At 71.4% G+C, this 15,481-nt stretch carries 17 protein-coding genes; 13 read left to right on the forward strand and 4 right to left on the reverse strand.

Features of this window, described 5'->3' with window-relative positions; all coding sequences use genetic code 11:
* Positions 1 to 15 precede the first annotated feature (15 nt).
* The 6 genes from BLT28_RS05795 (at position 16) to BLT28_RS05820 (ending at position 6,844) form a co-directional block, all read left to right on the forward strand.
* Positions 16 to 1,338 (forward strand): hypothetical protein, encoded by a 1,323-nt coding sequence (locus BLT28_RS05795; protein ID WP_030432410.1) that lies wholly within the window; start codon positions 16 to 18, stop codon positions 1,336 to 1,338.
* Positions 1,339 to 1,402: 64 nt separating this feature from the next.
* Complete coding sequence (locus BLT28_RS05800) at positions 1,403 to 2,617, forward strand: AAA family ATPase (protein WP_052407937.1); 1,215 nt, start codon at positions 1,403 to 1,405, stop codon at positions 2,615 to 2,617.
* On the forward strand, positions 2,614 to 3,837 hold the full coding sequence (locus tag BLT28_RS05805) for a vWA domain-containing protein (RefSeq protein WP_030432412.1): 1,224 nt from the start codon (positions 2,614 to 2,616) through the stop codon (positions 3,835 to 3,837). Before BLT28_RS05800 ends, BLT28_RS05805 begins: the two co-directional genes overlap by 4 nt.
* 138 nt (positions 3,838 to 3,975) lie before the next feature.
* On the forward strand, positions 3,976 to 5,559 hold the full coding sequence (locus tag BLT28_RS05810) for a carboxylesterase/lipase family protein (RefSeq protein ID WP_172806503.1): 1,584 nt from the start codon (positions 3,976 to 3,978) through the stop codon (positions 5,557 to 5,559).
* 191 nt (positions 5,560 to 5,750) lie between these two features.
* Entirely contained in the window at positions 5,751 to 6,323 is a 573-nt protein-coding gene (locus BLT28_RS05815) for a DoxX family protein (protein ID WP_030432414.1), read from the forward strand.
* A complete protein-coding gene (locus BLT28_RS05820) occupies positions 6,311 to 6,844 on the forward strand; it encodes a pyridoxamine 5'-phosphate oxidase family protein (protein WP_197683979.1) in 534 nt (177 codons plus the stop codon). The genes BLT28_RS05815 and BLT28_RS05820 overlap by 13 nt, the downstream gene beginning before the upstream one ends.
* Here BLT28_RS05820 and BLT28_RS05825 read toward each other — a convergent pair.
* A complete protein-coding gene (locus BLT28_RS05825; RefSeq protein WP_052407938.1) occupies positions 6,795 to 7,160 on the reverse strand; it encodes a CBS domain-containing protein in 366 nt (121 codons plus the stop codon). The genes BLT28_RS05820 and BLT28_RS05825 overlap by 50 nt on opposite strands.
* A 201-nt stretch (positions 7,161 to 7,361) precedes the next feature.
* On the opposite strand from BLT28_RS05825, the gene BLT28_RS05830 reads away from it, so the two are divergent.
* Together BLT28_RS05830 and BLT28_RS05835 are read left to right on the forward strand one after the other, a co-directional pair.
* The gene (locus BLT28_RS05830; protein ID WP_043813382.1) at positions 7,362 to 7,823 is read left to right on the forward strand and encodes a universal stress protein; all 462 of its coding nucleotides are present in this window, start codon (positions 7,362 to 7,364) and stop codon (positions 7,821 to 7,823) included.
* A 3-nt stretch (positions 7,824 to 7,826) separates the two neighbouring features.
* On the forward strand, positions 7,827 to 8,417 hold the full coding sequence (locus tag BLT28_RS05835) for a CBS domain-containing protein (protein WP_063766673.1): 591 nt from the start codon (positions 7,827 to 7,829) through the stop codon (positions 8,415 to 8,417).
* A gap of 51 nt (positions 8,418 to 8,468) precedes the next feature.
* Here the strand turns inward: BLT28_RS05835 and BLT28_RS05840 are convergent, their stop codons facing one another.
* Positions 8,469 to 8,651 (reverse strand): SHOCT domain-containing protein, encoded by a 183-nt coding sequence (locus tag BLT28_RS05840; protein WP_052407953.1) that lies wholly within the window; start codon positions 8,649 to 8,651, stop codon positions 8,469 to 8,471.
* 44 nt (positions 8,652 to 8,695) lie between these two features.
* The gene (locus tag BLT28_RS39850; RefSeq protein WP_052407940.1) at positions 8,696 to 9,373 is read right to left on the reverse strand and encodes a DUF2267 domain-containing protein; all 678 of its coding nucleotides are present in this window, start codon (positions 9,371 to 9,373) and stop codon (positions 8,696 to 8,698) included.
* A gap of 138 nt (positions 9,374 to 9,511) precedes the next feature.
* Between BLT28_RS39850 and BLT28_RS39855 the strand changes: the two genes are divergently transcribed.
* The 3 genes from BLT28_RS39855 (at position 9,512) to BLT28_RS05855 (ending at position 11,824) form a co-directional block, all read left to right on the forward strand.
* Entirely contained in the window at positions 9,512 to 10,078 is a 567-nt protein-coding gene (locus BLT28_RS39855; RefSeq protein ID WP_030432421.1) for an Rv1733c family protein, read from the forward strand.
* A gap of 52 nt (positions 10,079 to 10,130) precedes the next feature.
* A complete protein-coding gene (locus BLT28_RS05850; protein WP_030432422.1) occupies positions 10,131 to 10,958 on the forward strand; it encodes an SCO6745 family protein in 828 nt (275 codons plus the stop codon).
* A 227-nt stretch (positions 10,959 to 11,185) separates the two neighbouring features.
* On the forward strand, positions 11,186 to 11,824 hold the full coding sequence (locus BLT28_RS05855) for a DUF2267 domain-containing protein (RefSeq protein WP_030432423.1): 639 nt from the start codon (positions 11,186 to 11,188) through the stop codon (positions 11,822 to 11,824).
* A 19-nt stretch (positions 11,825 to 11,843) separates the two neighbouring features.
* Here the strand turns inward: BLT28_RS05855 and BLT28_RS05860 are convergent, their stop codons facing one another.
* On the reverse strand, positions 11,844 to 12,536 hold the full coding sequence (locus tag BLT28_RS05860) for a DUF4389 domain-containing protein (RefSeq protein WP_030432424.1): 693 nt from the start codon (positions 12,534 to 12,536) through the stop codon (positions 11,844 to 11,846).
* A 194-nt stretch (positions 12,537 to 12,730) separates the two neighbouring features.
* Between BLT28_RS05860 and BLT28_RS40790 the strand changes: the two genes are divergently transcribed.
* Positions 12,731 to 13,090 carry an SPW repeat domain-containing protein gene (locus BLT28_RS40790; protein WP_162184915.1) on the forward strand — a complete coding sequence of 120 codons (360 nt, stop codon included), beginning with the start codon at positions 12,731 to 12,733 and terminating at the stop codon, positions 13,088 to 13,090.
* A gap of 71 nt (positions 13,091 to 13,161) precedes the next feature.
* Entirely contained in the window at positions 13,162 to 15,459 is a 2,298-nt protein-coding gene (locus BLT28_RS05870; protein WP_063766674.1) for a heavy metal translocating P-type ATPase, read from the forward strand.
* Positions 15,460 to 15,481: the final 22 nt, after the last annotated feature.

The raw sequence follows: 15,481 nt of genomic DNA on the forward strand, positions 1-15,481 counted from the left end.
CAAAGGTGAGTGCTGATGCACCCTTTGACCGCGGATGAGAACTTCCGTCTTCTTCTCTGGTCGCGCGTGCGAGAGTTCGCCGTGCCGCCGTCGATGATCGAGTCAGCGACCGCCCGCAGGGTGGCGGGTGACTGGGCCGGGGCCTGTGCCGCCGCGCGCGTCGATGTGGATCTGAATCTGCGAGCCGTGGGGCGCACCCATGGTCAGGAGCTCGCCGCGCAGGTCCGCGCTGATCTGCGTCATCTGGCTCCTGACCTGCTGCGCTGGCATTTCCCGCGAATCGGACCGGATGGCCTGCTGCGCCCGGGACTCACCGTCTCCCTGGCCCCGTACCGCCCGCCGACCGGCAGTTGCGACGCGATACACCTGGTGGCGCGAACACCACCGGCGTGGGCGGGTGCCGGTCAGCGCATCAGCCTCGCGCTGTGGGAGCCGTCCCGGCCCAAGGCCGGAGCAGGCGCGCATCCGCATCCCCATCCCGATCGGCGGTTCCGCCTCGATCTGCACCGTCACTTGTGGGACGCGCGCAGAGCCGGTGAACTGGGGGAGCGGTCGGGAGTCGGATTCTGGCCCCAGGACAGCGATCTCGCCGTGCACCGGTGGGCGGCTGAGGCCGAGTTGGTGCTGCGCGCGGACGAATGCGCGGAGCGCACCGTCGTGGTGCGACTTAGTTCCCGGCGTCGACTGGTGCTGAACCTGCAGTCCGAACCCAGGGTCACTGAGGCTCCGCCGAGAGGTTGTACCGGGGCGCGGCCGGTTCTGCCGGACGCGGCGACGTGGGTTCCGCCCGACGTGGAGCTGCTTCACGCGGGGCTGATCGACGCCGATCGGCTGCACCCGCTTGTCGCGGCGGCGCTCGTACCAGGCCATCGGTCCGGCGGTGTGCCAGGAAGCCCTGGCAGCTCAGGGAACTCGCGCCTCGTCGAGTGTCGTGGCGCCACGCATCGCATCGACGTGGTGGACGGGGTGCTCGCACCGCTGGACCACGATCCCGACGAGACACGCCGCGAGGAGCTGCTGGTCGCGTTGGGCGGTCCCGCACTGCCGTGCCTGCAAGCGATCGACGAGGCACACCGGCGTCCGGAGGACCTCGTCGACATTCGCGCCCGGCTGGACCACGGCGACACCGCGGGTGCTCTCGCCGCTGTCGAAGACCTGCTCGGACCGGACGTGCTCCTGCGCGGCGGCGCGCTGCGCGACGAGCTGGAGAAAGCGTTGCGCCGCAAGGTGCTTCACGGGCTGTACCGGACCGGGCTGACCGGACTCGGATCACATCTGTCCATTCAGGACAGACGAAGTCGGGTCCGTGCCCGCCTGCGGCACGCGACCTCGCGCTGACCGCGCACATCACTTCCTCGCCTGGCCGACGCCGGGCCCCGACTCGACCACAAGGTGATCAACTGTGCCTCTTGCCACCGCTGTGCCCCATGTCCGGCCGCTGGACGTCGCCGCCGACCTGCTTGCCCTGCTGAACGATTCGACCACCGAGCCGCGCGCCGACACCCAGTTGGAAGCCCTGACGCTGGCCGTGTCCGCGGACCTGCCGGTGCTGCTGTGGGGTGAACCGGGGATCGGCAAGACCGCGGCCCTCGACCAGCTCGCCGCCGCGCTCGAACTGCCGCTGACCACGGTGATCGCGAGCGTGCACGAGCCGTCGGATTTCTCCGGCCTGCCAGTGGTCGGTGACGATCCGGCCGAGCAAGGTGTTCCGATGGCTCCGCCGGATTGGGCTGTGCGCCTGGTCCGGGCGGGCGAAGGATTGTTGTTCCTGGACGAGCTGTCCACCGCGCCGCCTGCCGTTCAGGCCGCGCTGCTGCGCGTCGTGCTGGAGCGGCGGGTCGGTGCGTTGACGCTTCCGCCGGGTGTCCGGATCGTGGCCGCGGCCAACCCGCGTTCCTCCGCGGCTGATGGTTGGGAGCTGAGTCCACCGCTGGCCAACCGGTTCGTCCATCTGCAGTGGAGCTACGACCACGAGGTCGTGGTGCGCGGGCTGGGTGGGACGTGGCCGAAGGCGGTGTTGCCGAAGCTCGCACCGGGGAAGCTGCCGGAAGCCGTGGCGTTCGCGCGCCGGGCCGTGTGCGAACTCCTGGCCGCCCGTCCCGGGCTCGTGCATCGACTGCCGAAGAACGAAGCGCGTCGCGGCGGTGCGTGGCCTTCGCCGCGCAGTTGGGAGATGACGCTGCGCCTGGTTGCTTTCGCCACCGCCGCAGACGCTTCCCGGGAGGTGCTGTCGATGCTGGTGCGCGGTGCTGTGGGGGACGGGCCGGGGTTGGAGTTGCTGGCCGGTCTGGATCGGATGGACCTGCCGGATCCCGAGGTGCTGCTGGCGAATCCGGCGGCGGCGGTCCTGCCCGAGCGCGGCGATCTGCGCCAGACGGTGCTCGACGGCGTGGTGGAGGCGGTGCGCAAGCGACCGGAGCAGTCCCGCTGGGACGCGGCGTGGTCATTGCTGGTTCAGGCCCTGGAAACAGGGGCACCGGACCTGGTGGTGGTACCGGCGTCGACGCTCGCCGCGCTGCGCCGCGAGGACTGGCGGGTTCCGGCGGCGATCGAGCGGTTGGCGGGAGCGGTGTCGCTGTCGCAGCGAGCGGACCGACTTGCGGGTGCCCGCCGATGACGCAGGGGAGCCTCGACGAGGAGAAGCTGTTCGCCGCCCGGTTGCACGCGGTCCGGTGCCGTCCGTACTTGGCGACGGCGTTGTTCGCCTTGCACACCGTGGAATCGCGGCGAGTGCCGACGATGGCCGTGGACCGGCACTGGCGTTGCTACGTCTCACCGGTGTTCGTGGACCGCACCCCGTTGGAGGAGCTGGCCGGCGTCTGGGTGCACGAGGTTTCCCACCTGCTGCGCGACCACCACGGGCGCAGCGACCGGTTCGCGGCGGCGCACGAGCTGACCGGTCCGGGGGAGCGGTTGCGGATGAACATCGCCGCGGACTGCGAGATCAACGACGACGTCTTCGGCGAGGGGCTGGCACGGCCCAAGGGGGCCGTCGACCCGGCGCTGCTCAGGTTGCCCGAGGGGCAGCTGATGGAGGACTACCTGCGTCAGTTCCGGCTCGGGCAGCACACCGACGAGTACGCCTGGCTGGACTGCGGAAGCGGGGCCGACGGGCTGGACCGGGAGTGGGATCTCGGAGCAGACGGCGCGCACGGGCTCACCGAACAGGAACGGGATGCCGTCCGGTTCCGGGTGGCACAGGGCATCACTGCGCGTCCTGGTGACGTCCCGCAGGGTTGGCGGCGGTGGGCGGAGGAGGCGTTCCAGCCGCCCCAGCCGTGGCGGGAACTGTTGGGGGCGGCGGTCCGCACGGCGGTTTCCGCCCCCGGGGTCGGGGAGGACTACACCTACGGACGCCCTTCGCGCAGGTCGGCCGGTCTGCCCGGGGTGATCATGCCGAGCCTGCGGCGCAGGCCGCCTCGCGTCTGCGTGATCGTCGACACCTCCGCATCGGTGAGCGACGCCGAGCTGGGAAGCGCCATCGTCGAGATCGCCGCGATCGTCCGCGCGGTCGGCGGGCGACGTGATCTCGTCTCGGTGCTGTCGTGCGACGCCGCCGCCCACGTCACGCATCCGCTGTGCCGCACCGAGGGGATCACCTTGGTGGGTGGTGGCGGCACGGACCTGCGCACCGGCTTCGCCACGGCCCTGCGCACCGGCCTCCGCCCCGACGTGATCGTCGCCCTGACCGACGGACAGACACCCTGGCCGCACGCGAGGCCGCCCTGCCGGACGGTTGTGGGCCTGTTCCCCCGGCAGCGCCCATCGGGTGAGGACAACCCCGACTACGATCCCGGCACACCGCCACCGTGGGCGCGGGTGGTCACCGTGGGCTGACCGATGGCTCGGGAGCCTCTGGTCGTTTGCCCGTAGGGACTTTCTGCTCTCAGGGGAGAGGCCGTGCACTCCGCGCGCGGAGCCCAACTTCCCTGTCCGCGGTGCACTGCTCTGGAATCTCATTGTCGAGTGACTCTGATGCGCAAATCCCTGTCTGTGTTGTCCGTCGGGGCGCTGCTGGCCACTGGCTGCGCCACGTCCGTTCGGATTGACGACGCCGGTGAGCTGGTCCGGACCGCGAACGGCGCGCTCCGTGGCACGGTCACCGCTGAACACCGTCTCTTCCAAGGCATCCCGTACGCTGCTCCACCCGTCGGCCCGCTGCGCTGGGCATCCCCGCGCCCGGCGGAGAAGTGGCAGGAGGTCCGCGACGCGACGAAGCCCGGATCGCCGTGCCCGCAGGAGGCCACCGAGTACGCCGACTCCACGAGCTCCGTCGAGGACTGCCTGTTCCTCAACGTGACCGCGCCGCGCTCGGCGACCAGGAGAACACCCAAGCCCACCATGGTCTGGATCCACGGTGACGGCGTTGTCGGTGCCGGTAGCCACTTCGACGCCCGATCGCTGGCCACGGCCGGAGATGTGGTCGTGGTGACGGTGAACTACCGCTTGGGGATCTTCGGTGGGTTCGCCCACCCCGGGCTGGCCGACTCCGGTTCGTTCGGATTGCAGGACCAGCAGGCCGCGCTGCGCTGGGTGCGGGAGAACATCCGCGACTTCGGTGGCGACGCCGGCAACGTGACGCTGTTCGGCGAGTCCTACGGGGCCCAGTCCACCACCGCCCACCTCACCTCGCCGAGCGCGAAAGGCTTGTTCGACAAGGCGATCGTGCAGAGCGGCTTCGGGCTGATGGACCTGCCGGCCGGGGCGATGATGACGGGCGTCCCGGCGGTCGAGTGGTTCGGGTGGCGGGCACTGCAGGACGCCGAGACCGAAAGCGTGCGTCTGGCGCGGGAACTGGGCTGCGCTGACAGCGCTCGTGTGCTGGACTGCCTCCGCTCGCTGCCGGTCTCGGCGTTGGTACCGCACATGAGGTCGTTCCAGCCCTTCGCGTTCGGCAGTTCGGTGCTGCCGGAACTCCCCGCGAAGGTGCTGCGAGAGGGCAGGGCGCAGCGAATTCCCGTGATCACCGGGACCACGCGTGACGAGCACAGCCTCCTCGTCGGGCTGTTCCACGACATGCTCGGCAGCCCGGTCACCGAGCAGGAGTACCCGCGCCTGCTCGCCGAGGCGTTCGGAGCCAAGGCGGAGGAGGTTCTGGCGAAGTACCCGCTCGCGGACTACGCGTCGCCGAGCCTGGCCTGGTCGGCCGTGCTGACCGATCGGATGTGGGCGCGGTCGAACTTCGAACAGGCCCAGCTGTTCGCCAGGAGCGCGCGGACCTTCTTCTACACCTTCGCCGACCGCAACGCGCCGATGTACCTGCCCCTGCCGCAGGGCTTCACCGCCGGCGCGTACCACGCCGCCGACGTGCCGTACCTGTTCCCCGACGCCGAGTTCCACCGCGCGAGCACCCCTGGGCAACGCGCGCTGTCCTCGGCGATGATGCGCTACTGGGCCAACTTCGCCCGCGCCGCCGACCCGAACGGCAGCGGCCTGCCGAAGTGGGCTCCTTTCGGGCCCGGAGAGTACGTCCAGAGCCTCGCGCCCGGGGCGAACGGCATCACCCGGGCCGACTACCCGGCCCAGCACAAGCTCGGCTTCTGGAACGGCCTGAACTGAGCAGGCCGAGATCCCGGACGTCGGCTCCCATCGGAAGTTCCGCGACGTCAGCGTCGCTCGCCTGCGACACGGCGCTTCCCCCTCGGCCGGACTATCCGGGTATGCCCGGAAGCCCTCGTGGATAAGGACTTTCGGCCCGCGCGGCCCGTCTTCATCCCTGGCGAGACTGCTGGAGACGACAGGAGGAAACCATGTCCACGCAGAACAACACCACCCGCAGGCCAAGCCGAGCCCCCTTCCACGACACCAGCCCGGCCGAGAAGGCGTTGGCGGTGCTGCGCATCGCAACCGGGTTCCTGTTCCTGTGGGCGTTCGTCGACAAGCTGTTCGGCTTGGGCTACGCCACGCCCTCGGCGAAGGCGTGGTTGTCGGGCGGTTCACCGACGGCTGGCTACCTGGGCCGGGTCGACACCGGCCCGTTCCAGTCCGCGTTGCGCGGGATCGCGGGAGCGTGGTGGGCGGACTGGCTGTTCATGCTCGGTTTGGCCGGGGTCGGCGTCGCCGTGCTGCTGGGCGTGGGACTGCGGGTGGCCGCGGTCGCCGGGACGGTGATGATGCTGCTGATGTGGGTGGCCGAGTGGCCGCTCGCGCAGGTGACCGCCACCGGCGCGCCGAGCGGCTCGACCAATCCGCTGGTCGACTACCACGTGATCTACGCGCTGGTGCTGATCGCGCTCGCCGCCACCCACGCGGGCACCACGTGGGGGCTGGGCCGAGCCTGGGAATCGCGTGAGCTGGTGCGGCGGCACGGATGGCTGGCCTGAAGGCTCGCACGGACGACAACGCCGGTGCCTCGCACGGCGCCGGCTTGCGTCACGACTGGAAGAAGAACGCGATGAACCTGGAAATCCTGGAACCGGCCGAGTGCCTGCGGTTGCTCGGCTCGGCCGAGATCGGCCGGATCGCCTACACCGACGAGGCGCTGCCCGCGGTGGTCCCGGTGAACTTCTTGCTGCACAACGGCGCCATCGTCTTCCGGACCGGTCAGGGCGGCAAACTGGCCGCGGCCGTCCGCAACGCCGTCGTCGCCTTCGAGGTCGACGACGTCGACTCGGGCACGCGGACCGGCTGGAGCGTCACCGCGATCGGCTACGCCCGGGTGGTGTACGACGCGGGTGAATGGAAGGCGCTGGCGAGGCTGGGGCTGTGCACGTGGGCACCGGGAGCGCACCAGAGCTTCGTCGTGATCGTGCCCGAGATCCTGCGGGGGCGCAGGATCTCGGGCACGGGGGCGATCAGCCGAGCGCTGAACGAACCCAAGAGCGGAGTAGGTCCCGCCGCGTGATGACGCCGACGACCTTGGTCCCGTCGGTCACGGGGACGGCCCGGACGCCGTCGCCGAGGAGGGCTTCGGCCACCTCGGCGGCACTCGCGCCCCGCCCGACGCTGGGCACGGGAGCGGTCATCACGTGACCGACCAAGCCCTCGTCGCCTTGCCGGAGCAGCTCGGCCTCGTCGACGACGCCGAGCAACTGTCCACTGTGGCTGGTCACGGGCAGGAGGGTGAAACCGTGCGCGGTCAGCAGCGCGGCCGCGGCCAGGACCGGGGTTTCGGGCCGCACGGTGATGGCGGGACTGGACATCAGGTCTTCGGCGCGCATGGCGTTCTCCCTTGCTCATGTCCGTGCCGCTGACTGGACCTTTATCGGCACGGTACCCAGCGCGCCAACCGCGTGGTCAGGGTCGAAAGTCCCTGTCCCTTGTGGACGGTACTTCCGACGGGCGACGCGGGACTTCGTGCCCTCCCCACCGAGGCGAGCGCTCTCTAGCGTCGGTGGTGAGACGACGGGAGGTGACCGACGATGGCACAGCGGAACACGGCTCCGATCGTGGTGGGGGTCGACGGCGGCGAACTGGGCCGGCGCGCGCTGGCGTGGGCGGTCGAGGAGGCTCGGCGGCGGGGTTGCCCCGTGCAGGCCATACACGTGTGGGCGCACACCCCGGTCAACGATGTGCTGCTGGGTTCGGTCCGGCAGATGCACGAGCAAGCGCGGGCCTTGCTGCGCCAGGAGGTCTGCGCCGTCACCGAGGGGATGGAGGGCATCCCGGAGATCGTGCAGGAGTGCATCCCGGGCACGCCCGCGAATGTGCTGATCGAGGTCGCGCAGGACGCGGCGATGCTCGTGCTCGGCAGGCACCGTGGCGGTGTGGCCCGGCAGGCGTTCATCGGCTCGGTCAGCTCGGCGTGCGCGCGGCGAGCGTTCTGTCCGGTTGTGGTGATCCCCGGGCCGCGGCCCCGCAGGAACAACGCGGCGGAGGGCTGAGCCGTGCGCGTACTGGAGATCATGACTTCGCCCGCGGTGTGCGTAGCGCCAGGGGTGACGTTGCTGTGTGCGGCGAAGGTGTTGAGCCGCAAGGGAATCGCCGCCGCGCCTGTGGTGGGCGACGCGGGCTCGATCGTCGGCATCGTCAGCGAGGGTGACATCGTGCGCGGCCGTCTGGTGCCCGGGCCCCGCCGTCCGCACACCGTGGCCGAGGTGATGACCGGGAACGTCCTCACCACCAGGGCGGATGCCGATGTCGACGACCTGGCGACCGCGATGCTCGGCAAGGGACTGCGGAGCGTCCCCGTGGTGTCCGACCGTGGCGAGGTGCTGGGGATGGTGAGCCGTCGCGATGTCATGCGTGCGCTCGCCCGGGACGGGAACAGAATCGCTTCGCAGGTGCGCTACCTGCTGGACGGCTACTGGGGGCCGGAGCGCCCGTGGGACATCGAGGTGGACGGAGCCGTGGTGACGGTGGCCGGTGAGTTCCGCGACGAGTCCGAGCGCGAGATGGTGCGACGGCTGGCCGATGTCATCCCCGGGGTGGCGGTGGTGCTGACGCGCGGACGCGGTGCGTTCAGCGTCTGCGACTGATCCCGAGGTCGCCAGAAGGGGCTCCCGGTCGCGGGGAGCCCCTTCTCCGCCTCAGCGCTGGAGCGTCGCCTTGCGGCGCCGGTACTCCTCCTCGTCGATCTCGCCCCTGGCCAGGCGCTCGGCCAGGATGCGTTCCGCGTCGGTGAGCCGGGACCGGGTGAACCGGGGATGCCGCAGCACGGTCAGGATGACGGCGAGCAGGCCGCCCCAGAACACCAGCATCATGACGATCATGAAAACCGTACCGGACCAGCCCCACGGCCCGGTGTGCCACGGGATCACCGGGCACCGTCCCGGGCCGGTACCGGCTCCGCGGCGGGGCCGGGCCGGCCGATGGCCAGCAGTACCTGCCGGGCCTGGCGGGTGGCCTGGCTCATGCCGTCGTCGTCGACGGGCTCCAGCGGGACGATCGTGGCGTCCACTCCGCGGGCCAGCAGCCGCACCGCCTCGGCCAGCGCCCGCACGTCGTTCTCCAGTCGCTCGAGGCGTTCCTGCGTTCCGGGCGCCCGCGGGGGTTCGCGCCGCGGCTCGGGCTCGGCGTCGACCAGGAGCCGGATTCCCTTGGGCAGCTGGGCGATCACGTGGTTGAGGGTGCCGGGGGCCAGCAGCGAGCGCAGCGCGGCGGTGATCGCGGCGAGGGTGCCCGCGGCATGCGCGGTGGTCACCCGGGCCGAGAGGACGAACTCGGTGACGAAGCCGGTCGCGTCCTGCTCGGTGGGCACCCGGCTCGGGTCCCAGCCCTCGTAGAACACCCCGCGCAGCAACTCCGGCAGCTGTGCGGCGAGCTTGGCCGTGCTGTCCACGGACAGGTGGTCCCGGACCGCGTGCAGCCAGGCGCGGGTGCAGCGGTAGGTCAGGTGCGAATCGGTGGTACCCAGGTGGTCGGAGATCGTGGCGAGCCAGTGGTGTGCCGTGTTCTCCGCGTGGGCGAAGCTGGTCGGTCGGTGCGAGCTCATGCCGCCTCCTCGTTGTGGTCGGCTCGTGGTTCCAGCCTCGGTGACCTGCTGCCGCCGTCCCAGGGCACAAGGACCCTTGGTTGCCGGCGGAGACCACGAAAACCTTGAGGGGCAAAGAGTTCGGTGAGGGAGGGCGTGATGGGCCGCGTGCTGAGGAAACTGGGGTTGGACAGGAATCCGTTGCGCCGGTTCTCCGATCAGGTCGAGAGCGCGGTGGTCGTGCTGCTGGTGCTGTGCGTGCTGGCCGCCGTTCCGCTGGCGCTGCTCGCCGGGACGGTGGCGCACGAACGGCTGGGCACCTCGACGGCCGCGTACCGGACCACGGCGGTGCTGGAGCACGACGCGCCGTCGGAGGTGCTCACCTCGGAACTGATCGTCGTGTCCCCGGGCGCGAAGGTGCCTGGTCGGTGGATCGCTCAGGACGGAACACCGCGCCACGGCGAGGTTCTCGCACCCACGGGCGCTCGCGCGGGCACTGCCGTCCCGGTGTGGCTCGACGCCGCGGGGACGCCGATCCAGCCACCTCTGGAGGGTGCGGCCCTGACGTGGATGTCGGTCCTTGTCACCCTCGGTGTGCTTGTCGCCGTCGGTGGGGCGTGCGGCCTCGTGTACGGCGTGGTGCGCGCGATCCTCGATCACGGACGCATGGCGATGTGGGAGGCGGAGTGGGAGCGTGTGGAACGCGGCTGGACCCACCGCGGCTGAGACCTCTGCCCGTACCGCTCCAAGGGGTGCGACCGCTGGCACGATGTGGTCCATGACTGGTACCGCCCGCCGCATGTTCGAGCTCCTGGAGCCGATCTGCCTGGTCACCTACTTCGCCGACGAGTGCAACGAGGAGCTGGCCGCGCTCGGCCACCGCACCTACTGGGACGGCTACTTCGCCAGCCGCGCCGCGCCGCTGGGGCGGGTGCCCGCGCAGGTCGTGCACGCGGCCTTCTACAACTTCGCCGAGGGGGAGGCGGCACGGCACATCCCGAGCGCGTGGGAGACGATCCCACCGGAGGCGTCCGTGGCCGCGCGGGAGCGGGGCAGCGCGGCCTCCCTCCGGCGGATCCTGGGCGAGGAGCTGGCCGGCTCCCCGGGCCTGGTGCGCGCCGCGGACCTGACCACCAAGGCAGCGACGAGCGCGCCCACGGAAGGCCGGGTGATGTACGCCGGGATGCGCACGCTCGCGGTGCCGAGCGACCCGGTCGCCCGGCTGTGGCATTCCGCGACCATGCTGCGCGAGCACCGCGGTGACGGGCACATCGCCGCTCTCGTCGGAGCGCGCATCGGCGGCACAGAGGCCCACGTGCTCAGCGCGCTCGCGCAGGGCATCCACCCGCCGGAGTCGTTCGGGCGCATCCACCACCTGCCGAAGCAGCGGCTGGCCGCGGTCGTGAACGGCTTGCGCGAGCGCGGGCTCGTCGACGCCGACGGCCGGTTCACCGATGCCGGCCGCGAGACCCAGCAACGCGTCGAGGCCCTCACCGACGAGCTCGCCGCCCCGCCGTACGACGCCCTCTCTCCCGCCGAGCTGGACGAGCTGATCGCCGAACTCGAACCCATCAGCGCGAGGCTGGTGGCCGCGGGGTCGCGGTGACGGACCGGGCGTCGCGACTGCGGTAGACGATGTACGGGCGGACGGTGTGTTCCGGGGTCAACCGACTTCTGCCCGGTGACCTCGGCAGAGCAGTCTGCTGACTCCCGCGCACGGGCTGGTCGCTTCCCGCCCGCGCGTTGTCCATTGAGGCCTTTGGTCCCTGTCGCGTGACCTGCCGCTGGACGAGCCTGGAAAGCCTTACCGTACAACGAAGAGGGAGGACGTTGATGGCACATCAGCCAGATCCGTTCGCTCCGGCGCACCAGAAGGCACAGGAGTGGCTGTCGACGATCGCGCACCACCTGGGCACCGAGGATCGTCACTACGCCTACCGCGTGCTGCGGGCCTGGTTGCACCTCGTGCGCGACCGGCTCACCGTCGACAGCGCGGCGCATTTCGCCGCGCAGCTTCCCGAGGTCCTGTGCGGGGTCTTCTACAACGGCTGGGCACCCAGCAGGGGGCCCGTCCGCTACGACGTCAACTGGTTCACCACCGCGTTCGCCCACTCTGCCGACATCAGTCCGGCGGAGGTCCCGGCCGCTGCGGGCGCGGTCTCGGCGGGGCTGAAGGCGTTGTGCTCACCAGGCCAGCTCAATCACGTCTTCGCCCTGATGCCGGCGAGTCTGCGCGGCGAACTCGAAGGCGAAGCCGCCACCCCGCAGACCCCGCCTCCCGCCAGTGCGGAGCGCCGCCGCCTCGACGCGCTCGAGGACAACGTGGAGGCACTGATCGAGGCCGTCGGCGTCCTCGCCCGTGGCCTGGAACAACTCCCGACCAGCGAAGCCTCGGCCGACCGCACCGCCAAGTCCGGGCAGGAGGCGCACCGCATCCTCTTGGCGCACACCACGGGGCGGGCCGAGTGCTGAGCGACAGCCGGAGGGGCGGTCACGGCGTGGGCCGGTCCGGCTCGATCCGGGGTGCCGGCTCCGTGCCGCCGATGTCCAGCCGGAACGGCGGGTAGTCGTCGGTCATCAGCGCGGCGTAGGCGCCGACGCGCAGCACCCATCGGTTCATGCCGATCACGAACTCGAAGATCCCGCGCGGGTACCGGCCGGTGAACAGCAGCGCCACACCGGCGAAGAGCACCAGCAAGGTGATCAGACCACCGGTGGGGCCGGACCACTTCTCGCCCCACTGCCACAGCACGTACCCGCCACCGCCGCCGAAGAACGCGATCACCAGGTAGTGCGGCAGCGCGAGCAACCACCACTTCACCAGCACCAGGCCCCGCGACAGGCGCTCGGGACGGTCGACGTCCACGGTTATCGGGTAGTCCGGTTCCGCACCCAGGCTGAACGGCGGGTACCGATCGGTGCCGAGCGCGCCGTAGCCGTAGAACCAGACGCGGCAGGTCCAGCGCAGCACGCCGAGGTTGAACTCGAAGATCGGCTTCGGGTACCGCTCAGTGATCAGGATGGCGACCAGGGCGACCGCGCTGAGCGCCGTGAAGGCCAGCCACAGCAATGCCAGCACGATCACGTGCGGTACGAGCAGCAGCCACTTGACCAACCACAGGGCGCGGCGTGGTTCGCCGTCCAGGCGGGCGTTGAGCCGCACCTGCATCGATGTCGTCGTCACCCTGCGAGGGTCGTCCGCGCACGGCGGTACGGCACAGAGACGTTCGCCCCGCTCGGCGGTGCCGGAGGCCCTGTGTTCGTGACGGTGGCGGACGAAGCGTGGTCTCTGTGCCCCGACGGGTTCGGACCTTGGTCCCTGTCGTGGCGAGTGTCGGCGGGCAAGGCTCGGTGGTGGAGGTGAGTGGGATGACAGACATGCGATCGAGGCCTTGGACTCGTGTTCAGGACTGGCTGGCGTTGGCGGCTGGTGTGCTGCTCGCGCTGTCTCCGCTGTGGGTGACGGTGGGCACGACCGGTCGGTGGGCGATGGTGTTCATCGGTGCGGCGATCGGCGTGCTGGCCCTTGTCGCGCTGGCGGTGCCCGATGCCTACATCGATGAGTGGGCGATGGCGGCGGCAGGAGTGGTCGCGCTGGTCGCGCCGTGGTTGTTCTCCTATTCGGGGAACAACGCGGCCACGTGGACGTCGTGGATCGTCGGGGCTGTGGTGATCGGTTCGGCGTTGATGGCGTTGCCGGCGAGTCGCGCGGCTTACCGGCAGCACCACGCGGCGTGAGGACGAACGGGGCTGAGGCGGCGCCGGTGGAGGGATTTCCTCACCGGCGCCGTAGCCGTCCGGGTCCTTCCGTGGCCGCGATCGTGTTGCTGGTGGCCACGACCGGTCTGCTGGCGCTGGGCGCGGTGGCGTACTGGGCGGGGTGGCAGGGCGCCGCTGTGGCCTGGGGAGTGGGAGGAGCGCTGGCGCTGGCGCCCGCGCTGTGGTGGGCCTGGGAGGATCTGCGTGCCGGACGGTTGGGAGCCGACGTGCTCGCCGTCCTGGCGCTGGTGGGCACCCTGGCGGTCGGCGAGCACCTGGCCGCTGCGTTGATCGGGGTGATGCTGGCGACGGGCAGAGCGCTGGACACCATGGCCCAGCGGCGGGCGCACCGCGATCTCAGCGCCTTGCTCGATCGCGCTCCGCGCCAGGCGAACCTCCTCCGCGACGGCCACGTCACCACGGTGCGGGCCGATGAGGTGCGGCCCGGGGACCTGCTGGTGGTGCGTCCCGGGGAGATCGTTCCGGTCGACGGCAGGCTCACCGGCGACGCCAGCCTCGACGAGTCGGCGCTGACCGGAGAGGCGACGGTCGTCGAGCGCGGTCGCGGTGAACCCGTGCGCAGCGGTGTGCTCGCCGTGGGGACCCCGCTGGAGCTGGAGGCCATCCGCAGCGCGCGCGACAGCACGTACGCCGGTGTGGTCCGGCTGGTCGAGCAGGCGACGGCGGCCAGCGCGCCGGTGGTGCGCCTCGCCGACCGGATCGCCGCGGTGTTCCTGCCCGTGGCGGTGGTCATCGCGGGGCTGGCTTGGCTGCTGACCGGTGACGCTGTTCGCGCGGTGGCGGTCCTGGTCACGGCGACTCCGTGCCCGTTGCTGCTCGCCGTGCCCGTGGCGGTGACCGCGGGCCTGTCCAGGGCGGCGCGGCGGGGCGTCGTGGTCCGCGACGGCGCAGCGCTGGAGTTGCTGGGCCAGGCCGCCACCGTGGTCCTGGACAAGACCGGCACGGTGACCACGGGACGGCCGTCGGTGATCGATGTGGTTCCCGCACCCGGACAGACGGTGGAGCGCGTGCTGGGCAGCGCCGCCGCCGTGGAACAGCTGTCGGGCCATCCGCTGGCCCGGGCGGTGGTGGAGGCGGGGCGGGCGATGGACCTGCGCCCACAACCCGCGACCGGGGTGAGCGAGCGGGCCGGACACGGCGCGGCGGGCTGGGTCGGTGCCCGGCGGGTCGCTGTCGGCCGGATCGAGCTGCCCGAGCACGAGAGGCCGGGCTGGGTCGACCGTGCGATCACCAAGTCGAGGGTGGCGGCCGCGTCGCTGATCTGGGTCAGCGAGGACGACCGGCCCCTGGGCGCCGTGCTCGCCAGGGACGACGTCCGGCCGGACGCGGCGCGCACCATCCGCAGGCTGCGCGGGGCCGGACTGCGCCGAGTAATCATGCTGACCGGGGACCGGCTGGAGAACGCCCAAGACGTCGCCGAGGTGCTGCACCTCGACGAGATCCAGGCGGGGTGCACTCCTGAGGACAAGGTGAGACGGGTCGGCCAGGAGCAGGACCGGGCCACCACGGTCATGGTCGGCGACGGGCTCAACGACGCGCCCGCCCTGGCCGCGGCGGGCGTCGGCGTGGCGCTGGGCGGGCGGGGATCGGCCGCGTCGGCGCAGGCCGCGGACGCGGTGCTCACCACGGATCGGCTGGACGGGCTGGCCGACGTCGTCGAACTCGCCCGCCGATCGCGGCGCATCGCCCTGCAGAGCGCGGTGACCGGGGTGGTGCTGTCGCTGACGGCTATGGGGTTCGCGGCGGTCGGGCTCCTTCCACCGGCCGTCGGCGCGCTGCTCCAGGAAGGCATCGACCTGGCGGTGATCGCCAACGCGCTGCGGGTGCTGGTCCCCGCGCGATCCCAGCGGCGGCGACCGCGGGAGGTGGACCGGCTGCTGTTGCGCTTCGCCGCGGAGCACCCGGGGTTGGCGGAGGTCCGGCTCGCGGTGCGGCACGCGGCTGACATGGCGCGCACCGGCCGTACGCCGGCGGCCGAGGTCGCGGCCCGGCACGCCCACCGGTTGCTCGTCGAGCGGCTGCTGCCGCACGAAAACGCCGAGGAGAACCAGCTCTACCCCGTGCTGGGCGCGCTGCTCGGCGGTCCTGAGAGCACCGCGACGATGAGCAGGGGGCACGCCGAGATCCAGCGCCTGGTGCGCCGCATCGGACGGCTGCTCGACGAGCCGGGCGATCCCGGTGGCGAGCTCTGCGCCGCGCTGTACGGCTTGGACGCGGTGCTCACCCTGCACTTCGCCCAAGAGGAAGAGGGCTACTTCGCGCTGGCCGCGTCGGAAGGCGCCACAGAGCACAAGGTCCTCGACCGGGGGCACCTTCGCTCCTGGTGAACCTCGTCCCGGCCCGGTGACA

Source organism: Allokutzneria albata, assembly GCF_900103775.1.
Classification (GTDB): domain Bacteria; phylum Actinomycetota; class Actinomycetes; order Mycobacteriales; family Pseudonocardiaceae; genus Allokutzneria; species Allokutzneria albata.